This window comes from Pseudidiomarina sp., from assembly GCF_048268165.1.
Lineage (GTDB): Bacteria > Pseudomonadota > Gammaproteobacteria > Enterobacterales > Alteromonadaceae > Pseudidiomarina.
In genome coordinates, this window is sequence record NZ_JBLWWA010000004.1 from 27,656 (window position 1) to 49,264 (window position 21,609).

The following is a 21,609-nucleotide window of genomic DNA, read 5'->3' on the forward strand; positions in this document are numbered from 1 at the left end:
TAAGAGAAAATAGCAGTTGAATTTTCAAGAGGTACCAAATCATCATGACCGACGCAGCACAAGCGATGCCAATTCAGTTTACTGAATCTGCGGCAAACAAAGTAAAAAAACTTATCGCCGAAGAAGAAAATCCGGCGTTAAAACTGCGTGTGTACGTAACAGGTGGTGGGTGTTCTGGCTTCCAGTATGGTTTTACTTTTGATGAGAAAGCCAATCCGGGAGACATGGAAATAGAAAAAAATGGTGTCACCTTGGTGGTTGACCCAATGAGCTTGCAATATTTAGTCGGCGGAACTGTGAACTATGAAGAAGGTTTGCAAGGCGCTCGATTCTTCGTTGATAACCCAAATGCGACCACTACCTGTGGTTGTGGGTCTAGCTTCGCGATATGAGGATGAGTTAACTCGCGCTTTCGGTTAGAATATTCCCACACATTCTAAGCGAGGTTTTTATGAGCGCATACGCAGATCATATCGCCACGGTTCGTGCCCGTTTTGACGCGGCACTTATCGCGACGGGTTACGACTCAGTTCTTATTTACGCGGGCCAACCGCGCGTTGCATTTCTAGACGACAACCCAGCCCCTTATAAAGTAAACCCTTTATTCAAATATTGGGTTCCGGTTATTGAAAGCCCCAAAAGTGCAATCTTCTACGAGCCAGGTAATAAACCGGTGGTTTTCCTGTTTAAGCCACGCGATTTTTGGCACGCTGAAGTCAAGATTCCTGTTGAAGAATGGCAGGAACATGTGGAGCTCGTTGTGATTGACGAGCAAGACAAAATGACAGCTTGGCTTGGTGATAAATTGAAGTCAGCGGCGTTTATTGGTGAAGACTTCGCTGAGCCTGTTGCCAGTTGGCCAGTTAAGGCACGCAATCCAGCAAATTTGATTGACCATCTGCACTTCCACCGTGCGATTAAAACCGAGTGGGAAGTCGGGAATCTGCGTGAGGCGAATAAACTTGCCGCTAAAGCACATATCGCTGCACGTGATGCGTTTATGAGCGGTGCTAGCGAATTAGAAATTCATCATGCTTACCTCGCCGCCATCAATTTCCGTGAAAGCCAAGTTCCTTATAACAGTATTGTTGCCTTGAACGAACATGGCGCTGTGCTGCATTACGATGTATACGAAACCCAAGCGCCAGCCGAGTCACGCTCATTTTTAATTGATGCAGGTGCTTTATACCGAGGGTACTGTGCCGATATTACGCGCACATATGCACGGAAATCGGGTTTCTTTGCCGATTTGATTGCAGCGATGGACGTTGCACAGCAAGAATTGCTGACCGAGATTAAGCCGGGCATTAACTATTATGAACTGCACGTTAGCCAGCATTTGAAAATTGCTAAGATTCTCAGTGAATTTGGATTTGTAAAAGGTTCGGCGGAAAGTATTTACGAGCAAGGCTATAGCAGCGCATTTTTCCCGCACGGGCTGGGGCACTTTATTGGGCTTCAAGTTCACGACGTTGGTGGCTTCCTGGCAAATGACCGGGGTGACACGATAGCCCGTGACTCGCGCCATCCATTCTTGCGACTGCTGCGTGATGTTGAAGTGGGGCAGGCTTTCACCATTGAACCTGGACTCTATGTTGTTGATCAGTTGCTGGAAGCGCATCAAGGCAATAATGACTTTAATTGGCAACGAATTGATGAGTTGCGCCCATATGGTGGGGTTCGTATTGAAGATAGCATTGTGGTTGGTGAAAATGGCCGTAATGAAAATCTAACGCGCGACGCCTTTGCCGCTCTTGGTGTTTAACCACTCACGGTAAATAAAGACCACCAAGCACCGTAGGCCGGCTGGCGCCGGTCACGGCGGGTAAATTGCCAGGGGTACGCTGCATATAGCAGCGTGCCAACCAAGCAAACGCCATAGCTTCAACATGCTGCGGCGACACGCCAAGAACTGATGTGGCATGCCAGCCTCGATGTGGAAGTGCTGATTTCAAAGCGCTCATAAGAATTGGGTTGTAGGCACCGCCCCCGGCGACGAAAATAGTTTCGGGCGGCTCTGGCAGCCAGCGTGATATCGCATCTGCAACTGTGCGCGCCGTTAAAGCCACTAAGGTTGCTTGAATGTCTTCAGGTTGATAACTGTCGAGATTCTTCACGTGACTTCGCAACCAGTCCAAATTGAAGTCGTCGCGGCCTGTACTTTTGGGCGGCGGTCGGCTGAAGTAACTATCTGCAACTAACTTTTCAAGCACATCATCAAGTACGGCGCCTTTGGCTGCGAATGCTCCGTGTCGGTCGAACTCATCAGCATGATCAGGGTGGCAAGCTTTAAACCAGCGATCCATTAAGGTATTCGCGGGGCCGGTATCGAAACCGGTAACTCCCGCGGGTGTTCCCGGAAGCCATGTGATATTCGCAATACCACCAAGATTAAGAATAACCCGTGATTCATCAAAACTGCTAAAAATGGCTTGATGGAACGCTGGTACTAAAGGCGCCCCCTGTCCACCCAGGGCAATATCCTTACGCCGAAAATCGGCGACAACCGGTATACCAGTTAACGCTGCAATTGTGTTTGGGTCACCAAGTTGAAGCGTGTAATGGGGCTTTGCATCAGGCTGATGCCGTACTGTCTGCCCATGACTTCCAATCGCTTTGATTGCATTGGGCGACACGTTGATATTGTGCAGGAATTCAGTGACGCATTGCGCGCTAAACATCCCAAACAACCGATCGGCAGTTGCCCAAAGATCAAGTTCCTCGGCCTCCGGCTGACAGAGTTGATGCAATTGTTGTTGCAAGTTATCGGGTAACGGGTAGTGCTGATGACTCAGTAATTCTGGCTGCGCATCTTCAAACTCAACGAGCACCACATCCAGCCCATCCATGCTGGTACCTGACATGAGGCCTAGATAGAGTTCACGTTGCGACATTAGCGCATCGCCAAGTATAACCGTTTGCTGTCGTTCAGAACTGCGAGCCGCTGCTGGGCGGTCTCTTTGAACACCGGTAATTCCGCAGCAATCAATGACTCGGCTTGCGGGAACTTGACCGTACGAGGATTGCGATGCACACCATCAACAAGGAATTCATAATGTAAATGAGCGCCCGTTACACGACCGGTGGCCCCAACGCGACCAATCAATTCACCTTGTTTCACGCGTTGGCCTTTTTTGACAAGCCGTTTGCTTAGGTGCAGGTACTTAGTGACGTAACGCTCGCCGTGCTGGATGAAAACATAATGGCCATTCAAATTGTTGTAGGCGCTTGCGATAACGCGGCCAGCACCCGACGACATAATCGGTGTTCCGGTTTTGGCTGCGTAATCAATACCGTTGTGCGGACGCACTTGGCCTGTCACCGGATGCAGTCGACGCGGATTAAAGCTTGAACTGATGTAGGTAAACTTGACCGGTGAGCGTAAAAACGACTTACGCATTGCACGACCTTCAGCATTGTAGAAATCACCATTGTCATGCAGGAACGCTTGGTAATGCTCGCCACGATTAACAAATTCGGCGGCTAACACGCGGCCGTACCCGACAAACTCGCCGTCGGCGTATTGCTTCTCAAACATAACGCTGAATTCATCGCCCTCACGTAAGTCGAGCGCGAAATCGATATCCCAGCCGAAAATGTCAGCAATACTCATGATCTGACCTTCTGTCAGACCTGCATCAATACCGGCGTTCCAAAAACTTGATTGGATGCGTGCGTGAGCGGTTTCTGTGCGAACCTCAACACTCTTGGATTCAATTTCACTGACAAAACCTTGTTCTGTTTTCGTAATAACCAAGGTGTCGGTTGGGTTGAGCTGATAAGCAATCTGGATAAGTTGGTCGTTTTCGTCGCGCGCAATGCGCAACGTGTCACCAGGATGAATCTTGCGCAGATACTTGTCGGCTTGGCTATCTTGAGTGACACGATAAAGTTGTTGTGGAGAAAGACCCATTTTATCGAATATACGGGCTAAAGAATCACCAGAGCGCACTTCATAGCCGCTCCAACGCACGCTTGTTTCAGCATTGTTGTTCGCAGCGCCTTGCTGCGCTTCAACGCTAATCTCTAATTGATAGCGTTGGCCTAGAATAAGTTCTGACTGCCCAAGTTGCGGCTCACTGACATGACGAGATGCTGTTGCTGATTCAGATGGCAGCAGCACAACAAGCAACGTTGCCGCACAAACAGAGCTGAGCAGCACTTGGTGACGCCGCGGTAACGCAGCGATAAATCTTGCCATATATTTTGGAATCGACTTCATAACCTTCCGACGTGTTAGCGCTCTTTAGTTGTTAGAGTATCGTTAGATCTGATTGCAGAATAATACGAAGTATGGCGATTTTCCAGTCAATTTACGTTTAATTGCGCTTAAACCGGCCGGAGAAATAGCATACAATGCGGGGTTCGTGGCCAAATTGAACGATATCAGGAGAAAGCCAACTATGAAATTATCAGCTGCGGATGCGTTTGCAGAGATTGCGCGTGGTACCGAAGAAATTCTTTTAGCAGAAGAGCTTAAAGAAAAGCTTGCTAGTGGCAAGCCGCTGGTAATTAAAGCTGGTTTTGACCCTACCGCCCCTGATTTGCATCTTGGTCACACGGTTTTGATTAATAAAATGCGTGCTTTTCAAGATTTAGGTCATGAAATTGTGTTTTTGATTGGTGATTTCACCGGCATGATTGGTGATCCAACCGGCAAAAATGTAACGCGTAAACCGCTTTCCCGCGACGACGTATTGGCGAATGCTCAAACTTACAAAGAGCAGGTTTTTAAGATACTCGACCCAGCTAAAACTAAAATCCGGTTCAATTCGGAGTGGATGAACGACCTTGGTGCGGCGGGCATGATTAAGCTTGCAGCGCGGCAAACAGTGGCGCGGATGCTGGAGCGGGACGACTTTAAAAAGCGTTACAGCACTGGGCAACCGATAGCAATTCACGAGTTTCTGTATCCACTCGTACAAGGGTGGGATTCCGTCGCATTGAAGGCCGACGTTGAACTGGGTGGAACCGATCAACGCTTTAACCTGTTAATGGGCCGAGAGCTGCAAAAAGATGAAGGGCAGAAGCCACAAACTGTTGTGATGATGCCGTTACTTGAAGGCCTTGACGGCGTTCAAAAAATGTCTAAATCGTTAGGTAACTACATTGGGATTACCGAACCGGCCAACGAAATGTTCGGCAAAGTCATGTCAGTTTCTGACGACTTAATGTGGCGTTACTATGAGCTTTTAAGTTTCCGCCCATTGGATGAAGTAAAAACGTTTAAGCAGGCCGTGAACGATGGTGCTAATCCACGCGATTACAAAGTGTTGCTGGCGAAGGAAATTATTGCACGCTTCCATGACACGGCTGCCGCCGATGCAGCTGAGCAAGACTTTATTCAACGATTCAGTAAGAACGCGATACCCGATGATATGCCGGAACTAACGGTTGCCAGTGAAAACGGTGAGTTGGCTATTGGGAACTTACTGCGCGAAGCGGAACTCGTGGCATCAACCTCAGAAGCGATGCGCATGATCAAACAGGGTGCGGTTAAAATAGATGGTGATAAGGTAACTGATACGAAAATGGTTGTGGTATCGGGATCAACAGCGGTTTATCAAGTGGGCAAACGCAAGTTCGCGCGAATTACTTTAAGCTAAACACCAGGCGCTCTGATGCATTGGCCAGTAGGCCATTGCATCAGTGTGAGGTGCTCACCCCAAACACAACCAGTATCAAGCGCAATCACATCATCACGTTGCGTATTTCCCATCAATGCAGCCCAATGACCGAATACAAGGGTTGTATCACAGACATCCCATAATTCGAACCATGGCATAAGATGCTCTGGCACGTTCTGATCATTCGGCGCAGTTTTAACGGAAAAGTTGAGATGTCCACTCGTGTCGCAAAAGCGCATCCGCGTGAAGGCGTTGATTATAAATCGAATACGTAAGGCACCTTGCAAATCATCAGACCATTGGCTTGGCTCATTGCCATACATGCTTTGCAAAAATTCCGACAATTGGTCATTTTTCCATGCGGTCTGCAGCGCTGTAGACACTTCATTGGCGTAATTTTCAGCTTGATCGATGGTCCACCAAGGATAAATTCCGGCATGGGTCATCACTAAGTTATCACTGCTGCGCAATAGCAGCGGTTGTTGAACTAACCAGCCTATCCAGTCACGCTTTTCTGCATCGGTTAAAGCGAGAATTGCACCTAACTTATCTTTTGGATCAGCCTCGCGTACGCCGCACATAACAGCCAATAAGTTTAAATCGTGATTGCCAAGTACGATGTGGGCTGCGGAGCCAAGTTCACGGACTATTTCCAGGCTTCTCAATGAAGCAGGTCCGCGCCCTACTAAATCACCGACACACCAAAGCTCATCAAATTTCGGATTGAAATTTGCCTGTTCAAGAACTTTGGAAAGCTGCTCTGCACAGCCTTGAATATCACCAACCAGATAACGCGCCATAACGAATGGTCTGTTTAGTGGATTATGTTTGGAATGGCGAGGCGAAAAGACGGTATCTCAACATCAAATCGGTCACCCGTAGCATCAACCATGGTGTAAAAGCCTTCCATAGTGCCTATCGGCGTGGCGATTACTGTGCCGCTGGTGTAGCTATAACTTTCGCCAGGCGCTATATGTGGCTGTTCGCCAACCACTCCATCGCCAGCGACCCGTGTGATTTTATGGTCGGCATCGGTTATTTTCCAAGCCCGCTTGAGTAACTGAACCGAAACATCCGACTGATTTGTAATGGTAATTGAATAGGCAAAAGCATACTCGCCGACGGTCTCATCGGAATGGGATGCAATGAAATGAGTTTTAACCTCAATATCTATATTACGCATGGTCACCTTGCTGTTCGCTGTACCAGTCTGCTAAGCGGCAATAGTCCGCTACTGACAATGTTTCTGGACGGGCATTAGGATCAATGCCAAGAGCCTCGAGCTGATCGTCGTTCATAATTTGCTTGAGGTTGTTACGTATGGTTTTACGACGCTGGTTAAATGCAATCAAGCAGATTTTATGCAGTGCCACCCGATCTTTTACCGGATACGGCGACTCTTTATAAGGTATCAGTCGCACAACGGCAGATTCAACCTTTGGCGGTGGTGTGAAAGCGCCAGGTGGAACCATGAGAACTAATTCCACCTGACAAGCTTGCTGTATAGAAACACTAATGCGCCCGTAAGTTTTACTGTTGGGCTCGGCTGCTAAGCGTTCGACGACTTCTTTTTGCAACATAAAGTGCATGTCTTGAATGACTTCAAGGTGCTCAAGCAAATGAAAAATTAACGGAGTTGAGATGTTGTAGGGCAAATTACCAAACACCCGTATCGGCTTTTCTACCGCAAATTGGCGGAAGTCTGTTTTTAATGCGTCACCGCGGAAGACGGTTAATTTGCTTTGTAGAAACGGGTGCCGTTCTAACCGCTCCGCAAGATCGCGATCAAGCTCAACAACCGTCAGTTTTCCGGCTCGCTCAACAACGGGTTCAGTCAGAGCAGCTAAGCCGGGACCTATCTCTACCAGATTCTCTTCAGGTTGTGGATTAATAGCATCGACAATATCGTTGATTACGAACTGATCATGAAGAAAGTTTTGCCCAAAACGTTTGCGAGCGCGGTGGCCCAAATGTGTTTTTGTCATCGATTTACCATGTCGATTGCAGTACGTAAAGCGAGCAACGCACTGCTGTCATCTATGTTATGAGTGCCGGCACGATCGAGGGCGGTGCCATGATCGACCGAAGTACGAATAAAGGGCAAACCCAAAGTGATATTAATGGCGTTGCCGAATCCTTTGTATTTTAACACAGGCAGGCCTTGGTCGTGATACATCGCAACGATAACATCGGCATTGGCTAAATAATGAGGTTGAAATATGGTGTCTGCCGGATAGGGGCCGGAAACTTGCAGGCCCTTATTTTTTAAATTCTCAAGTGCTGGACTAATGTGTTCAATTTCTTCTCGCCCAAGATGCCCCTGTTCGCCCGCATGTGGGTTCAGCCCGCAGACAAAAATACGCGGTTGTTCGATACCCCACTTCGCATTCATATCATGCGCAATAATTTCGAGGGTTTCTTCCACGCGCTCACGCGTGATTGCCGCAGGTACTTCGCTTAAAGGTAGGTGAGTGGTCACTAAGGCGACACGTAAACCTTCTGTGGCAAGCATCATCACGACACGCGGTGTACTACTTAGTTCGGCAAAGAACTCTGTATGCCCGCTAAATGAAATACCGGCTTGATTAATAATGCCTTTATGTACTGGGCCTGTAACCAATGCATCGAATTCACCATGCATGCAGCCCTCGCCGGCACGTTTGAGCGTGGCGATTACGTAGCTGGAGTTGGCATCATCGAGTTGTTGTGGAACCGTTGGCTTTGTCAAGGGTACCGGACAGACTGTTAATGAACCCGCAGTTTGCCTGCGGGCTGGGGTTTGTTGATTGTAGGGAAGAATGTGCAGCGGTAAACCGAGCTGCGCAGCACGCTGCTGAAGTAACTCAGGATCAGCAACAACAACTAATTCAACCGGCCAATCCTGTTGCGCGAGATGCACTGCAAGGTCAGGGCCAATACCAGCTGGCTCACCCGGTGTAAATGCAATTCGCGCTGCAGTCATAGTTATTACTCAATCAGCGTTTCGATATAGGCTTGGTCGCGCATTTCTTGCTGCCAGTTCTCTAACTCTTCTTGATACTTGCGGCTAAACAGAAGTTGGTATGCACGGTTTTCTTTGCTGCGTTTGGTTGCATCAAGTTTGCGCCGGTCGAGCACTTCAAGAATGTGCCAGCCGAATTGAGTTTGAAAAGGCTCGGTAATTTCACCAATGGGTGAACGCTCAACTTGACGTTTAAATTCTTCTGCATATGCACTTGCTTCCGACCAACCTAAGTCGCCGCCATTGGCTGCTGAACCTGGGTCTGCTGAATGCTCACGAGCGGCATCTTCAAAACTCAAATCACCCGCGATAATTTCAGCACGTAGTTCGGCCAGCTTTTCTTGCGCGCGTCGTTCGGACAGTATAATCGACGGTTTAATAAGAATGTGGCGAGCTTTCACTTCGTCAATTTCGACTTGCTCTATGCCGCGAACATCAGCGACTTGCAGAATATGGAAGCCAACGCCGCTGCGCAGTGGGCCAACCAATTCACCTTTCGATTTGTTGCGTACCGCATCAGCAAATAGCGTGGGCATGGCATTAATGTTCATCCAACCCAAATCTCCGCCTTCCAGAGCACGTGGGCCGGAAGATGATGTGATAGCAGCTTGTGAAAAGTCGGCACCTGCAGTTAAGCGTTCGATAAGCTGCTCAGCGCGTGCACGGGTTGCTTGCACTTCATCGGCAGAAGCACCATCGCGAAAGCCAAGAAGAATATGGCCTAAGCGATATTCAACTTCCTGCTCTTTGGCCTGGTCCATGGCATTCACCAAGTTTTGAATTTCTTGTGGCGAGACAGCAACGCGGCGGCGCACAGCTGCGCGTTGAACTTCGCCAATGATCATTTCTTTACGAACTGATTCGCGAAAGCTTTCCCAGTTAACACCTGAGGCTTCGTTTTGAGCGCGTAGTTCGTCAACCGTGATGCCTTGGTCTTGCGCAATTGCGACTAACGTCTGTTGCAATTGAGCATCAGAGATAGTTATCCCCATGCGTTCGGCCATCTGCATCTGTAATTCCGACAGCACCAGCCTATCCATTGCTTGAATACGTAATACTTTGTCAGAAGGCAAGGCAGTATCACTTCGTGCTGAATTACGTTTTACTTGTTGAACAAGTTGTTCAACTTCGCTTTCTAAAACAACACCTTCGTTAACAACCACTGCGATGCGATCGAGCACCTGTTGGCTCCATGCCGTAACACTTAGCGAGAGCAATGCGGTTGCCGCGAGAACTTTTACAATTTTACCCATGAATACTACCTAGTTGCTTAAATGGAATGGGTGACGGTAGCCAAACAAGCTCTGCTCTAGTAGATCAAGCAAGCTGCGGTTATCGCTTCCCAAGCCTTTTATTATAAATTGAATGCTTACACCGTTGTCGAACTCTGGAGCGCCGATTTGCGGCAGTCCAGTATTAAATTCTAAATTGCGATTAATGCGTCGATAACCACTAATTCGCATTGCCCAACAACAATCACTGTACTGTAACGCAATGAGCGCGTCGTTGGTACGACTGTTTGCAAGGTCGTAATACCAATTTGACGCCATTTGCCAGCGTGGGCTGAGTTCTACGACACCGATCATGCCAACTTGTTCCACATCTTCTTCAAGTAAGTTGGTAACTGTTCGGTGACTGAATTGAATCAAATTAAATTCGTCTTTTCGATATTCAATCGTCGTTTGGCTCTTACGGGTGCGATGTAACTCCAGGTTGTATTGAATCGAGCTATTGAAGTACATGTTGTTGTTAATGCGAAAACGCGTTTCTAAAGCTAAATCAGAGCGACTGGCGAGGTTTTCGTCTGCCGACTCAAGCAATTGTGTTTGGCTATTCTCGAAATAATAAATCTGACCAAAGCTGACGCGGGCAAGTTCGCGCGCTTGAGTATCGAACAGGCTTGTTGATACTCCAACCGTTGCTTGATTAGCATCGGCAATTCGGTCTAACCCAGAAAAACGGCGGGCACGAAACAAGCCTTGGTAATCGTCCTGCATCAAGGTTGAGTCGTAGATGCCAATTCCTGACTGGTCACGGTAGGGGGTATACAAGTATTGAATCTGCGGCTGCAAAGTATGCAGGTAGGATTCATCACCAATTTCCACCGAGCGCTCTAAATTAACACGGCCGCGCCAGCGGAACGTTGGCAAGCTACGCGTTGGGTTCGCAGTTAAGCCGGTAGCTAAATTTTGTTCTTGATCGTAGTAAGTGTAGGCATAACTAAGCTCCGCCAACCAATCAAAGCCGGGGTGCTCAAGGTGGTAGCGTAACTGCGGCTCTAAATGCACACGCGTGGCCGTGTCGGTGCTGTCATCTTGATTTCGAAAATGAGAAAGCTCACTAAATAAAGTGAAATCTAAATCGAGCGGTGAGCTATGGCTGTAGTGACTGGTGATTTGCGGCATGGTGCGATAGGGCGAACGGTAATTGCCTAGCAATTCAAAGTCTTCCGCGCGCAAAGTGACTTGCCAGTCATCGGTTAAGTAATCGAGCTGCGCATGGCGATACAACTGGGCATCGGCGCGCCCAGCAAAATCACTGCCCAAATCATTCAGATAGTCGTCGTCACTAATAAAGGTGCCGTTAATGTAACCGCGCCAATGGTCGCCCCAAATGTGAGACTGTTCAATACGCCATAAGTAACGCGCGTCGTTATCAACGGTGCTGTCATCGTTTTCTAAATAAGCCAGATTGTATTGGCCGTGGCTGGTTTCACTTAAAAAGCGAAACTCGCCTTGCATCTGTAAGCCACGTTCGGCCATATATCGTGGTGCAATAGTTGCATCCATATTAGGTGCGATATTAATGTAATAAGGCGCTTCAACCTCGAACCCGTTTTTTTGTGATGAACGGAACGTTGGGAACAAAAATCCAGATTTTCGCGCGTCAGTCACAGGGAAATTCATATATGGAATATAAAGAACCGGCATCCCGAACAATTCAAACTTGGCATGCCAAGCTTCACCCCATTCTTCATCTTCACTGAGAGAAATCTCTTGCGCGCTCATCTGCCACGCCGGATTGTCACCTGGGCAGGTGGTAAATGTTGAACCTTCTAAAACGACGCGTTGGGGTGATAACGACAATACATCGGCTTTACCATGCGCGCCAGTTGCTGTGAGTTGATATCGAGCGCCGCTCAAAAAGGCCCGATTTTCACCTGAGTTTAAACGGAAGTTTTCAGACGCGACCTGCACATAGCCATTGGTAAAGCGTGTTGCGCCACTGGCGTTAATATTTCCGGTTTGCTGATTTATCTGTGCTTGTTGGGTGCGTAGTTGCTGCGCATCCAGCTGTACTTCAACATCGCCATAAAAAGATGCAACCTGTGTGGTTGAGTCGATATCTGCGCGGTTAGCCCGTACGCCAATGGCGCCAGTTGGTAGGCCTGTGATTGGGTGCGTGGGGGCATCGAATAACGGCGCAGGAATTGGGCATACTTCGGACAGTTTCGCATTCGCTGGTTGCTGCGCATGAACAGAGTAGCTGCTGATCGCAAGCGCTATCGTCCATAACGAGGTCCGAAAATTTTTATGCATGTAGCCAAATACCCAAGTTTTCCTTCACAATGTGCAGGCTATGATAAAGCAATTTTTATTCTGCTGCCATTTGCTACACTGGGTTTTTCACTTATCTGTCAGCGACAGCATGATTTGATGAATAAATAATCGCCACGAGGGCCATGTGAACGAACAACGAGAAATACAATTACAAGCCTGGTGTGAAGCGGTCACCGGTTACCGTCAACAGCGACTGCAGCCGGTGTCAGGTGACGCGAGCTTCCGTCGTTACTTTCGCACCTCTGACGGGCACCGCAGTTTGATTGCTGTCGATGCGCCGCCGCCGCAGGAATCGTTACAACCATTTATTGCGATTGCACAAGCCTACGCAGAGCAGGGCGTAAATGTGCCCGAAGTTATTGCGGCAGACGAAAAGCAAGGCTTTATGTTGTTGTCAGACCTCGGATCAACGTTGTTACTCAGCGAGCTAACGGAAGCGTCAATGCGCGGTTGGTACACGCAAGCATTAGCTGATTTAACCGCGATAATGCGCGTGCAAAATACCGAATTGGGCTCATTGCCCAACTATGACGAAGCATTGCTGCGGCGCGAACTCGACTTGTTTCATGATTGGTTGGTCGGCACCCATCTTGGGCTGAGCCTGTCTCATGAAGAAAAAGCGATGTGGGCGAACTTTTGCGACACGTTAACCAATAATGCGCTTGAGCAGCCGCAAGTTGGCGTGCATCGCGATTACCATGCCCGCAATATCATGGTCCAAGCAGAGCAAAAGCTAGCCTATATCGACTTTCAGGACGCAGTGCGTGGCCCTATAACCTATGACGCCGTCAGCTTGCTGCGTGACTGTTACGTGCGCTGGCCGCATGATTTGGTGCAACAGCTGAGCCACGACTTATATGGCCAACTGCAGCACCAACAACTGCTTCCCGTAGCCGTTTCGGCTGAACAATGGCAACGCTGGTTTGATTTAATGGGCATGCAACGGCATACCAAAGCGGCGGGGATTTTTGCGCGGTTATATCACCGCGATGGCAAAACTGGCTACTTACAAGACATACCGCGCACGGTGGATTATCTATACGACATTGCTGGGTTTTATCCTGAGTTTGAAGACTTCCGTCATTGGTTGGCGGAGCGGGTGCAACCAGCGCTGCAGGAACTTATTTGATGCGCGCGATGATTTTGGCGGCGGGGCGCGGCGAACGTATGCGCCCGTTAACTGACACCACACCAAAACCTTTGTTGGAAGTAAACGGCAAGGCGCTGATTGAATACCACCTTGAACAACTTGCCGAGCAAGGTGTCGAGAGTGTTGTAATTAATCATGCGTGGTTGGGTGAAAAAATCGAAGCGCGTCTCGGCAATGGTCGCCGCTTTGGCTTGAACATTGTGTATTCCGCAGAACCCTCTGGAGGCTTGGAAACCGCTGGTGGGATTATCCGCGCGTTACCCTATTTGGGGACTGAACCCTTTTGGGTTATCAATGGCGATATATTTACAGACTTTGATTTTGCTCAGCTGCCGCAGCAATTGTCAGCCGGGCACTTAGCGCATCTTTTACTGACCCAAAATCCCCCTCACAATCGGCAGGGCGATTTTACGGTGAATAATGGCCTGTTGCAGCGCGCAGAAGCAGGTGAAACCAGCTACACCTACACGGGCATGGGCTTGTATTCACCAGAAATGTTCTCCATGTATAATGCAGGCAGTGAGCAGTTTGTTCGGTTACGCCCATTTTTAGATGCAGGCGCACAGCAACAACAGTTAGCAGCAACAATCATCGACGCCGCATGGACAGATGTTGGCACACCCGAACGTTTAGCAGAATTACAGGAGTACCCATGATTTGGGGTAAGATTCTTGGTGGTTTTTTTGGTTTTCTATTTGCACGATTTATAGGGTTATTGCTCGGTGTTTTAATTGGGCATTGGTTTGATAAGTCGTTGACGCGCGCTATGCAACAGGGTGCAGCGCAACAGCCTCAGCAATTCGTGAGGACGTTATTTGCTGTGCTCGGGCACTTGGCGAAATCAAAGGGACGCGTCACCGCACAAGACATTGATTATGTCACGCAACTGATGACCCATTTACAACTCTCTGAAGACGCTCGCGCGCAAGCGCAAGAAAGTTTTCGCGAGGGTAAAGAAGCTGATTTCCCGCTTACCCAACGGGTAAAGCAGTTGCGTGCGCAACTTGCGTGGCGGCGTGATCTACTGCAATTCTTCCTGGAACAGTTACTCACTGTTGCGTTGCACGACGGTCAGCTCGAGCAAGCTGAATACGATGTTTTGGTGAGAGTTACCGAAGCACTTGGCTTCCGTCGTGCGCAGTTGGACATTCTGCTGCAAATGGCGCAAGCCGGACAACGTTTTGGCGGCGGTGGTCGTTCAAGTCAGCAAAATGCACAGGCTTCAGCGAGTCAAATCGATGATGCGTATGCTGTGCTCGGGGTTGCTCGCTCAGCAAATTTCTCGGAAGTGAAAAAGGCGTATCGAAAGCTCATGAACAAACATCATCCAGATAAGCTTGCAGCGCAGGGATTACCGCCTGAAATGCGCGAGTCTGCTCAAGCAAAAGCGCAGCAAATTCAGGCCGCGTACGAGCTTATTAAAAGTCGGCAGGACAATTAAAGCTAAGTTCAGCACCCGTTTTCGGATGTGTAAAAGCGAGTTTTTCAGCGTGCAGTAACAGTCGGGTTGCTGCCGCAAAGGCTTCGGTTCCGGCGTAAAACTTATCGCCGAGAATCGGCGTTCCGAGGGCTTGCATATGCACCCGAAGCTGATGTGAGCGGCCGGTGTAGGGCGTCAACTCAACCACATCACCGGCAGCATGTTCGCCAATCACGCGGTAAAGCGTCACGGCAGGTTTGCCCAGACGCAAATCGACCATTTGCCGTGGCCGATTTGGCCAGTCGCAGCGCACCGCCAATTCAATTAAACCGCGATTAGCAGGTAAGTGTCCCCACACATGAGCACGATAGCGTTTTGTCACCGTGCGCCGCTCAAATTGCCGCTGTAATCCAGCCTGCGTTACCTTGTCGCGAGCAAGTACCATCAAGCCCGACGTCGCCATGTCCAAGCGGTGTACTACGCGTAGATTAGGCATCACGCGTTCTAACCGTGTCCACACCGAGTCGCGGTGTTCGGGTGCTTTACCAGGTACGCTTAACAAACCGCTTTGCTTATTGACCACTACCAGGTCAGCATCGCTGTAAACAATGGTTACAAACGGCTGCGTAGGTGGCGCGTAGTGAAGCAGCGTCATGCAGGCATGTTCACTATCACGCGCACCGAATCAAGCTGCAAAACTGGTTGCTCAAGTGCTTCCAGCAGCCCTTTTTGGCGCAATGTTACCGCTTCAATTTCGCTGTCACGTACCAGCGGGTTACGCTCCCGTAAATTAACGAGCCGCTGTTGCTGGGCCGTCATCGCTTCGTTCACGTGGTTTCGAGCTTGTTCAAGCTGTTGTTGCTGGCATAGCTCCGCCGGTTTCCAAGCAGTTTGAATGGCTTTTTGACAGGCGCTGCGAAGCTGTTTGAGCAGCTGCCTCGCTTGCTTTTTATCAATGAACTGTAGCTGTTTATCCAGCACACCGGCAGCAACTTTGTCGGTTAAATCGCGGCCGTTGCTATCAAGCAACACGCGAAAGCTATGGCGCGGGTAAAACTCGCTCATCACTAGGTGTTTCGGTGCCAGGGCAAAACTACTGAAGTGCAGCTCAATAAACCAAGCTCCGGCAGGCAGGGCGCGATTCTGCATAAGTCCAACAGCAGTACTGCCGTAAGTGTCGTTGGTTAGTAATTCCAACGCTTGCTGCACCAGCGGGTGATCCCAACTTAAATAAGCAACGTCTTCGTGCGTCAGTGCATATTCCCGTGAAAAAGTGACGGTGATGCCTTCGTCGGGTAGGCCTTCCATCGGCACGCGCATTTGCTCTGACGGGCGCAACCAACCGCTACGGTCGTTGAGACGGTCGAACTCAATGCCGAAACGCGCCCAAAACGACACCATAAAAGATTCAAGCTCGCTCGCTTGTTCAATTTCGGTAATGGTCTCTAGCAGTTGTGCAATCTGATGCGGGCGAAAAGCATTGAGTTCCTGCAAACGATCACGGCCGGCATCAACCTCAGCCCGCAACGTTTGGCTGGCTTCCTGTGTGTCTTCGATAAGCTCTTCAAGCTGGTCCAAATCAAAATCACCGGTATCGAGCTCGTCGATAAGCACATTAACCTGCTCGGCAAATTGTTGATGTAAATTGGCACCGATGCCGTTGGTTTGGGTAAAGGCATTCATCGCGTTGTACCAAGCAAATAAAACTTGCTCAGGCGTGCCTTCAACAACGGGTACATGAATGGTGATTTCACCTTGCTGACCAATTCGGTCGAGACGCCCAATACGCTGCTCAAGTAGATCTGGGTGGCGTGGTAAATCAAATAAAATCAAATGTTGGGCGAACTGAAAGTTGCGTCCCTCACTGCCTATCTCCGAGCACAGTAACAATGGGCAACCGTCTTCTGGGCTGGCAAAAAATGCCGCGGCACGGTCCCGTTCAATCAAACTTAAGCCTTCATGGAAAACGGCTGCGTGAATACCGTGTTGTATGCGTAACATTTCATGCAATGCGAGTACCATTTCAGCGCTGCGACAAATTAAAACAAACTTGTTCTGTTTGTTTTCTTTCAGCAGGTTTACCAACCAAGCAAAACGGCGTGTTAATGCATCACCCGCCTCGAGCGGTGTCATTTGCACGCGGCGTTCAGGGAATCCACCAATGTGAGCACGGCTATTGCGAAACATCACACGGCCGGTGCCATAGCTGTCTAATAGCTCATCCAGCGCTTTGCTGTCACCGCTATGCGCAAGCGCTTCAGCTTGTGGCGCCAAGGCTTTGTAATTGGCTTGATCCGATTTGAATTTTTCAAAGCTATCAAAGCGATCAGGGTCAAGCAGTTGAAGCCTTGCAAAGTGAGCTTCTAACCCTGCTTGTTCAGGCGTTGCTGTGAGTAGTAACACGCTTGATATCTGCTCACACAACTGTTGGACCAGCGCGAAACGTTGATCCTGAGGTGCAATTTGATGCGCTTCATCAATGATTAATAAGTCCCAGTTCACTTCGACTAATTCAGCCGACCACATTGGATGCGACAATAACGACTGTGGGATAACCACAAGTTGCTCACTGGCGAACACTGCGCCGCCGTCAAGTGCAGCTTGTTCACAGCGTTCGGTATCAAATAGACTAAAACGAAGATTGAACCGACGCAGTAACTCAACCAACCATTGATGCGCCAAACTGTCAGGAACCACAATAAGAACGCGCTCGCTGCGTCCGGTCAGCAGTCTGCGCTGCATAATTAAGCCGGCTTCAATGGTCTTACCCAAACCTACCTCATCAGCCAGCAACACCCGTGGATGGTGGCGGTCGGCGACAGTGGCAGCAATATAAAGTTGGTGCGGCAGTAATTCCGCGCGCGCGCCAATCAAGCCCGCGGCTGAACTTGTTTGCCACGCACTTAAATGATGGTGAGCCTGCAGGCGCAGTTGATACATGTCTAAGCGATCAACTTTACCAGCCAGAATACGTGTTAACGGATGGTTGGTAGCAACTTGTGCGGCTAACTGTGCTTCGGGAACGGTCACAGGTTCGTCGGAGTCTTCACGAATACCGTGATACGTCAGCACGCCGTTTTGTTCGTCGACCTGATTGACGCGAAAGTGCCAACCGTCGCCATGCTGGCCTTGTTCGTCAACTAATAATTGGTAGCGCGCTAGCGGCGCGTCAGCTATCGCATACTGTCGAAATTCACCAGTAACCGGGAATAATACAGTAACCATTCGTCCTTGCAGTTGGCTAACTATACCAAGTCCCTGTTCCATCTCAGTTTCACTGAGCCATCGTTGACCCGGAATAAATTGCATTGACGTTGTGTTCGCTACCATTCAAATAAGACCTTTAACAGCATAGTCGATAATAAGGGCGCACATGGTAGCGAAATTTATTTGAATATTCACACCATTTTCACGAAAGTTAGGCTAGTCTTAGAAATGAATGGCACGTTATCAAAATCATTAAAATACCAACGTAGCTTGAGGTACAACATGTCCGAAACCGTTCCAAAGTTTTATCTACTTGATACTAATATCCTGCTGCACGAACCCCTCGCTTTTTTAAACTTCGATGAACACAATGTTGTGATACCCATGGTTGTCCTAGAGGAGTTGGACAACATTAAAGACCGCCATAAAGACGTGAGCCGTGAGGCCAGAGTGGCGATTCGGTCACTGGAAAATGCCTTGAAGGACGCAACACCCGAAGAAATTCTTGAAGGCGTACCGCTGAGCAATATGGAAGGTGCGCATCATGCAGAAGGTACTTTAGCGATTTATCCTGATTATCAACTGAAACAACAGGATGCAGCGCTAAATTTGTCTGAAAATGATCACCGAATAATTCAAACCGCATTGGAACTACAGCGCAAACATAAATCCACGAAAGTGGTGTTGGTGACCAAAGACATTAACATGCGCTTGAAGGCAAAGGGTGCTGGCGTTAAGTGTGTTGAAGATTATCGAACCGATCAGCTGATCGATGATATTCGATTTTTATCTAAGGGTTTTGTTGAGGTTGAAGGCGATTTTTGGGCACACGTTGGTGACGTTACCAGCGCCCAAGAGGGGCGTGAAACCTTCCATGAGGTTGCGCGCGATGTGCTGCCGACAGTATTTCGCAACCAATACATTATTGATGATACGGAGCATTTTGCCGCAAAAGTAGTGGGTTACGACAAAGAAAATATTCGGCTGCATGACATTGGTTTTGAACGCATGATGAGTTACCGAGCCTGGGGAATTCATCCTAAAAACATCTACCAAGCGATGGCAATGAATGCCTTATTAGATCCGAGTATCGATTTGGTGATTCTTACTGGGCCAGCGGGCAGTGGGAAGACGCTGCTGGCGCTTGCTTCGGCATTGGAGCTGGTTATTGAGCAAGGGATTTATGAAAAAATCATTGTAACGCGCAATACGCCTGAAATTGCCGAGTCTATTGGCTATTTACCGGGCACCGAAGAAGAAAAAATGGCGCCTTGGTTGGCGGCCATTACCGATTCGTTAGAAGTGCTGCACAAACAAGATGAGAGTATGGAATCAAGCCTGAACTACATTATGAATAAGGCGAATATTCAATTTAAGTCACTCAACTTCATGCGCGGACGTAGCATCCAAAATGCGATTGTAATTTTGGACGAATCGCAAAACTTAACCGCATCTCAATTGAAAACAATAATTACCCGCTGCGGTACCGGAACCAAAATTATTTGTTCAGGTAACTTGGCGCAAATTGATAGTTACTATCTGACGGCAGTGACTTCTGGGTTAACTTACATTGTGGAGCGCTTTAAAGATTACCCAGGTAGTGCAACGGTTAACTTAAATGGGGTAGTGCGCAGTTCATTGGCGCAGTACGCAGAAGAGAATCTTTAACTTTAATTAGGCGTTTTGACTCAAAAAGTCTTCGAGTATTAATTGCGCCGCGGCACTATCAACTTTGCCTTTTTGCAATTGTTTGTAGCCGCCGCGGCCAAACAAATCTTCCTTTGCCGCAACGGTTGTGAGGCGTTCATCTTGCAATGCCACTTTAATCCCAAATCGACCATGTAGCCGATTTGCGAATTTGCGGGCAAGATCAGTCAGTGGTTGCTCGGTGCCATCCATATTCAGCGGTAAGCCAACCACCAGCAATTCAGGCTGCCAATCAGCGAGTAGCTTCGCAACTGCATCCCAATTGGGTTGACCATCTTTTGCTTTAAGTGCGGTTAGCGGCGACGCGGTGCCAGTAACTGTTTGCCCGACCGCGACGCCGATACTGTGTGTACCAAAATCAAACCCAATAACCTGGCTCATGCGTGTCCCACGTCTGGGCCAAGCTGCCAAGTTTGAATGCCGAGCTTTTTGACAGCACGCTGCCAGCGTTCTTTGCTGGGAGTATGAAATAAAATGTCACTATCCGCTGGAATGGTTAACCAACTATTTTCTGCCAGCTCGCGTTCAAGTTGGCCCGCTTCCCAGCCCGCATAACCGAGCGTTAGCAGGTAGTCATCCGGCAAGTTTCCTTTGCCCATGGCTTCCAGAATATCTTTTGACGTGGTGATGACAATGTCATCACTAAGCTGTACAGAGCTACGCCAAGTATGATCGGTAGAATGCAAAACAAAGCCGCGATCACGCGCTAAAGGGCCGCCCGAGTAAACTGGCCCGTCAAGGCCAACGGAATTATCTGGTACGATAATTTCCAGTTTCTCGAGTAGGTCTTCGACGCTTAATTCCACCGGTTGATTGATAATTAAACCCATAGCCCCCTCCGCATTGTGCTCACAAATATACGTGACCGTGCGCGCAAAATACGGATCGTCCATGCTCGGCATGGCAATCAAGAAATGATTCTGTAGGCTATTTAATGTTTCCATGACTCTTACAACTCCAATGAGAAAACGCCGGTTTTTACCCGGTTAGCACAAACCCAACTGCCGCTCGATGGCTTCAAATACTTTCGCGGCGATATTGATATCATATGCGGATTCAATTTCGCGCATGCAAGTGGGGCTGGTGACATTTATTTCAGTCACGCGGTCACCAATTACGTCGAGGCCCACAATAGTTAGCCCACGACGTTTTAATTCAGGCCCAACTCTTCGTGCTAATTCCCAGTCACTTTCGCTGAGTGGTTGAGGGCGTCCGCTGCCGCCTGCAGCTAAGTTACCACGTGTTTCTCCGGCAGAGGGAACTCGCGCTAGCGAATAAGGCATAGGCTCACCATCAATGATTAAAATGCGTTTATCCCCGTCACTAATTTCTGGCAGATAGCGCTGAATCATTGCAAATTGATGCCCATGATTGGTGAGTGTTTCGATGATGACACCTAAGTTTGTACCATCTTCACGAACGCGGAAAATTGATGCGCCACCCATACCATCCAAGGGTTTTAAAATGATGTCACGGTGTTCCTGATGAAATGCACGGATTTGCTCAGCACGACGTGTCACTATAGTGGGTGGTGTTAGCTCGGGGAACCATGCAGTAAAGAGCTTCTCGTTGCAATCACGAAGGCTTTGCGGGCGGTTTACTACAAGCGCACCGCGGCGCTCAGCTAATTCTAATATATACGTGGCGTACACAAACTCGGTATCAAATGGCGGGTCTTTACGCATTAAAATGACGTCAAAACTGCCCAAGTTCATGTCGGTTGGTTCACCCAAAGTATAAAAATCAGTTGGTTGGTCGACGACTTTAACACTTCGCACGCGGCCCATCGGTTCACTCGCTGCAATAGAGAGGTCATCCATGGTCAAATAATAGAGTTCGTAATTTCGTGCTTGAGCTTCAAGCAATAGACGAAAACTGGTGTCTTTGTATGTTTTGACCGACTCAATTGGGTCCATGATCATCGCAAGTTTCATCAA

Annotated in this window: 20 protein-coding genes; 7 read left to right on the plus strand and 13 right to left on the minus strand. The window is 48.7% G+C overall.

Annotated features, from left to right (window positions below; genetic code table 11):
• The first annotated feature begins 44 nt into the window (after nucleotides 1-44).
• The gene (gene erpA, locus ACN0UY_RS09965; RefSeq protein ID WP_128352869.1) at nucleotides 45-392 is read left to right on the plus strand and encodes an iron-sulfur cluster insertion protein ErpA; all 348 of its coding nucleotides are present in this window, start codon (nucleotides 45-47) and stop codon (nucleotides 390-392) included.
• A 59-nt stretch (nucleotides 393-451) separates the two neighbouring features.
• Nucleotides 452-1,765, plus strand: a complete 1,314-nt coding sequence (pepQ, locus tag ACN0UY_RS09970; RefSeq protein ID WP_417666727.1) for a Xaa-Pro dipeptidase — start codon at nucleotides 452-454, stop codon at nucleotides 1,763-1,765.
• A gap of 4 nt (nucleotides 1,766-1,769) precedes the next feature.
• On the opposite strand, the gene ACN0UY_RS09975 is transcribed toward pepQ, so the two are convergent.
• Both ACN0UY_RS09975 and ACN0UY_RS09980 read right to left on the minus strand, forming a co-directional pair.
• Entirely contained in the window at nucleotides 1,770-2,894 is a 1,125-nt protein-coding gene (locus tag ACN0UY_RS09975; protein WP_417666729.1) for an anhydro-N-acetylmuramic acid kinase, read from the minus strand.
• Nucleotides 2,894-4,201 carry a peptidoglycan DD-metalloendopeptidase family protein gene (locus tag ACN0UY_RS09980; protein ID WP_417667014.1) on the minus strand — a complete coding sequence of 436 codons (1,308 nt, stop codon included), beginning with the start codon at nucleotides 4,199-4,201 and terminating at the stop codon, nucleotides 2,894-2,896. Before ACN0UY_RS09980 ends, ACN0UY_RS09975 begins: the two co-directional genes overlap by 1 nt.
• Before the next feature lie 202 nt (nucleotides 4,202-4,403).
• Here ACN0UY_RS09980 and tyrS point away from each other — a divergent pair, with 202 nt between their 5' ends.
• Nucleotides 4,404-5,606, plus strand: coding sequence for a tyrosine--tRNA ligase (gene tyrS / locus ACN0UY_RS09985; protein WP_417666731.1), 1,203 nt, complete (start codon nucleotides 4,404-4,406; stop codon nucleotides 5,604-5,606).
• Here tyrS and ACN0UY_RS09990 read toward each other — a convergent pair.
• From ACN0UY_RS09990 to ACN0UY_RS10015, 6 genes are read right to left on the minus strand one after another with little or no spacing between them, the layout of a single operon-like run.
• Nucleotides 5,603-6,427 carry a symmetrical bis(5'-nucleosyl)-tetraphosphatase gene (locus ACN0UY_RS09990; protein ID WP_417666733.1) on the minus strand — a complete coding sequence of 275 codons (825 nt, stop codon included), beginning with the start codon at nucleotides 6,425-6,427 and terminating at the stop codon, nucleotides 5,603-5,605. The two genes, tyrS and ACN0UY_RS09990, sit on opposite strands and share 4 nt — an antisense overlap.
• Before the next feature lie 14 nt (nucleotides 6,428-6,441).
• Nucleotides 6,442-6,810 carry a Co2+/Mg2+ efflux protein ApaG gene (apaG, locus tag ACN0UY_RS09995; protein WP_417666735.1) on the minus strand — a complete coding sequence of 123 codons (369 nt, stop codon included), beginning with the start codon at nucleotides 6,808-6,810 and terminating at the stop codon, nucleotides 6,442-6,444.
• The gene (gene rsmA, locus ACN0UY_RS10000; protein WP_128352876.1) at nucleotides 6,803-7,612 is read right to left on the minus strand and encodes a 16S rRNA (adenine(1518)-N(6)/adenine(1519)-N(6))-dimethyltransferase RsmA; all 810 of its coding nucleotides are present in this window, start codon (nucleotides 7,610-7,612) and stop codon (nucleotides 6,803-6,805) included. Before rsmA ends, apaG begins: the two co-directional genes overlap by 8 nt.
• Entirely contained in the window at nucleotides 7,609-8,589 is a 981-nt protein-coding gene (gene pdxA / locus ACN0UY_RS10005; protein ID WP_417666737.1) for a 4-hydroxythreonine-4-phosphate dehydrogenase PdxA, read from the minus strand. Before pdxA ends, rsmA begins: the two co-directional genes overlap by 4 nt.
• A gap of 5 nt (nucleotides 8,590-8,594) precedes the next feature.
• Entirely contained in the window at nucleotides 8,595-9,881 is a 1,287-nt protein-coding gene (gene surA, locus ACN0UY_RS10010; protein ID WP_417666739.1) for a peptidylprolyl isomerase SurA, read from the minus strand.
• Nucleotides 9,882-9,890: 9 nt separating this feature from the next.
• On the minus strand, nucleotides 9,891-12,167 hold the full coding sequence (locus ACN0UY_RS10015; RefSeq protein ID WP_417666741.1) for an LPS-assembly protein LptD: 2,277 nt from the start codon (nucleotides 12,165-12,167) through the stop codon (nucleotides 9,891-9,893).
• A 145-nt stretch (nucleotides 12,168-12,312) separates the two neighbouring features.
• Here ACN0UY_RS10015 and ACN0UY_RS10020 point away from each other — a divergent pair, with 145 nt between their 5' ends.
• Genes ACN0UY_RS10020 through djlA form a run of 3 tightly spaced genes read left to right on the plus strand, consistent with a single transcriptional unit; the run spans nucleotide 12,313 to nucleotide 14,779 of the window.
• Nucleotides 12,313-13,317, plus strand: a complete 1,005-nt coding sequence (locus tag ACN0UY_RS10020) for an aminoglycoside phosphotransferase family protein (RefSeq protein WP_417666743.1) — start codon at nucleotides 12,313-12,315, stop codon at nucleotides 13,315-13,317.
• The gene (murU, locus tag ACN0UY_RS10025) at nucleotides 13,317-13,994 is read left to right on the plus strand and encodes an N-acetylmuramate alpha-1-phosphate uridylyltransferase MurU (protein WP_417666745.1); all 678 of its coding nucleotides are present in this window, start codon (nucleotides 13,317-13,319) and stop codon (nucleotides 13,992-13,994) included. Before ACN0UY_RS10020 ends, murU begins: the two co-directional genes overlap by 1 nt.
• Nucleotides 13,991-14,779 carry a co-chaperone DjlA gene (gene djlA, locus ACN0UY_RS10030; RefSeq protein ID WP_417666747.1) on the plus strand — a complete coding sequence of 263 codons (789 nt, stop codon included), beginning with the start codon at nucleotides 13,991-13,993 and terminating at the stop codon, nucleotides 14,777-14,779. The genes murU and djlA overlap by 4 nt, the downstream gene beginning before the upstream one ends.
• Here the strand turns inward: djlA and ACN0UY_RS10035 are convergent.
• Nucleotides 14,757-15,413 carry a pseudouridine synthase gene (locus ACN0UY_RS10035; RefSeq protein ID WP_417666749.1) on the minus strand — a complete coding sequence of 219 codons (657 nt, stop codon included), beginning with the start codon at nucleotides 15,411-15,413 and terminating at the stop codon, nucleotides 14,757-14,759. The two genes, djlA and ACN0UY_RS10035, sit on opposite strands and share 23 nt — an antisense overlap.
• Nucleotides 15,410-18,088: an SNF2-related protein gene (locus ACN0UY_RS10040; protein ID WP_417666751.1), complete on the minus strand. Its 2,679-nt coding sequence runs from the start codon at nucleotides 18,086-18,088 to the stop codon at nucleotides 15,410-15,412. Before ACN0UY_RS10040 ends, ACN0UY_RS10035 begins: the two co-directional genes overlap by 4 nt.
• Nucleotides 18,089-18,247: 159 nt before the next feature.
• Here ACN0UY_RS10040 and ACN0UY_RS10045 point away from each other — a divergent pair, with 159 nt between their 5' ends.
• Nucleotides 18,248-19,633 (plus strand): PhoH family protein, encoded by a 1,386-nt coding sequence (locus ACN0UY_RS10045; RefSeq protein WP_417666753.1) that lies wholly within the window; start codon nucleotides 18,248-18,250, stop codon nucleotides 19,631-19,633.
• 6 nt (nucleotides 19,634-19,639) lie between these two features.
• Here the strand turns inward: ACN0UY_RS10045 and ruvX are convergent, their stop codons facing one another.
• The 3 genes from ruvX to gshB are packed head-to-tail and all read right to left on the minus strand — an operon-like array spanning nucleotide 19,640 to nucleotide 21,609.
• Nucleotides 19,640-20,053, minus strand: coding sequence for a Holliday junction resolvase RuvX (gene ruvX, locus ACN0UY_RS10050; protein ID WP_417666755.1), 414 nt, complete (start codon nucleotides 20,051-20,053; stop codon nucleotides 19,640-19,642).
• A complete protein-coding gene (locus ACN0UY_RS10055) occupies nucleotides 20,050-20,616 on the minus strand; it encodes a YqgE/AlgH family protein (RefSeq protein WP_339879575.1) in 567 nt (188 codons plus the stop codon). The genes ruvX and ACN0UY_RS10055 overlap by 4 nt, the downstream gene beginning before the upstream one ends.
• Nucleotides 20,617-20,658: 42 nt before the next feature.
• The gene (gshB, locus tag ACN0UY_RS10060) at nucleotides 20,659-21,609 is read right to left on the minus strand and encodes a glutathione synthase (RefSeq protein WP_417666757.1); all 951 of its coding nucleotides are present in this window, start codon (nucleotides 21,607-21,609) and stop codon (nucleotides 20,659-20,661) included.

Excerpts from the sequence above, each read along its gene's own strand:
- ruvX (WP_417666755.1), bottom strand. The coding sequence starts at position 20,053 with ATGAGCCAGGTTATTGGGTTTGATTTTGGTACACACAGTATCGGCGTC.
- pepQ (WP_417666727.1), top strand. The coding sequence starts at position 452 with ATGAGCGCATACGCAGATCATATCGCCACGGTTCGTGCCCGTTTTGAC.
- ACN0UY_RS10040 (WP_417666751.1), bottom strand. The coding sequence starts at position 18,088 with ATGGTAGCGAACACAACGTCAATGCAATTTATTCCGGGTCAACGATGG.
- erpA (WP_128352869.1), top strand. The coding sequence starts at position 45 with ATGACCGACGCAGCACAAGCGATGCCAATTCAGTTTACTGAATCTGCG.
- murU (WP_417666745.1), top strand. The coding sequence starts at position 13,317 with ATGCGCGCGATGATTTTGGCGGCGGGGCGCGGCGAACGTATGCGCCCG.
- ACN0UY_RS10055 (WP_339879575.1), bottom strand. The coding sequence starts at position 20,616 with ATGGAAACATTAAATAGCCTACAGAATCATTTCTTGATTGCCATGCCG.
- ACN0UY_RS09975 (WP_417666729.1), bottom strand. The coding sequence starts at position 2,894 with ATGTCGCAACGTGAACTCTATCTAGGCCTCATGTCAGGTACCAGCATG.
- ACN0UY_RS09980 (WP_417667014.1), bottom strand. The coding sequence starts at position 4,201 with ATGGCAAGATTTATCGCTGCGTTACCGCGGCGTCACCAAGTGCTGCTC.
- surA (WP_417666739.1), bottom strand. The coding sequence starts at position 9,881 with ATGGGTAAAATTGTAAAAGTTCTCGCGGCAACCGCATTGCTCTCGCTA.
- ACN0UY_RS10045 (WP_417666753.1), top strand. The coding sequence starts at position 18,248 with ATGTCCGAAACCGTTCCAAAGTTTTATCTACTTGATACTAATATCCTG.
- pdxA (WP_417666737.1), bottom strand. The coding sequence starts at position 8,589 with ATGACTGCAGCGCGAATTGCATTTACACCGGGTGAGCCAGCTGGTATT.
- ACN0UY_RS10035 (WP_417666749.1), bottom strand. The coding sequence starts at position 15,413 with ATGACGCTGCTTCACTACGCGCCACCTACGCAGCCGTTTGTAACCATT.
- rsmA (WP_128352876.1), bottom strand. The coding sequence starts at position 7,612 with ATGACAAAAACACATTTGGGCCACCGCGCTCGCAAACGTTTTGGGCAA.
- tyrS (WP_417666731.1), top strand. The coding sequence starts at position 4,404 with ATGAAATTATCAGCTGCGGATGCGTTTGCAGAGATTGCGCGTGGTACC.
- ACN0UY_RS09990 (WP_417666733.1), bottom strand. The coding sequence starts at position 6,427 with ATGGCGCGTTATCTGGTTGGTGATATTCAAGGCTGTGCAGAGCAGCTT.
- apaG (WP_417666735.1), bottom strand. The coding sequence starts at position 6,810 with ATGCGTAATATAGATATTGAGGTTAAAACTCATTTCATTGCATCCCAT.
- ACN0UY_RS10015 (WP_417666741.1), bottom strand. The coding sequence starts at position 12,167 with ATGCATAAAAATTTTCGGACCTCGTTATGGACGATAGCGCTTGCGATC.
- djlA (WP_417666747.1), top strand. The coding sequence starts at position 13,991 with ATGATTTGGGGTAAGATTCTTGGTGGTTTTTTTGGTTTTCTATTTGCA.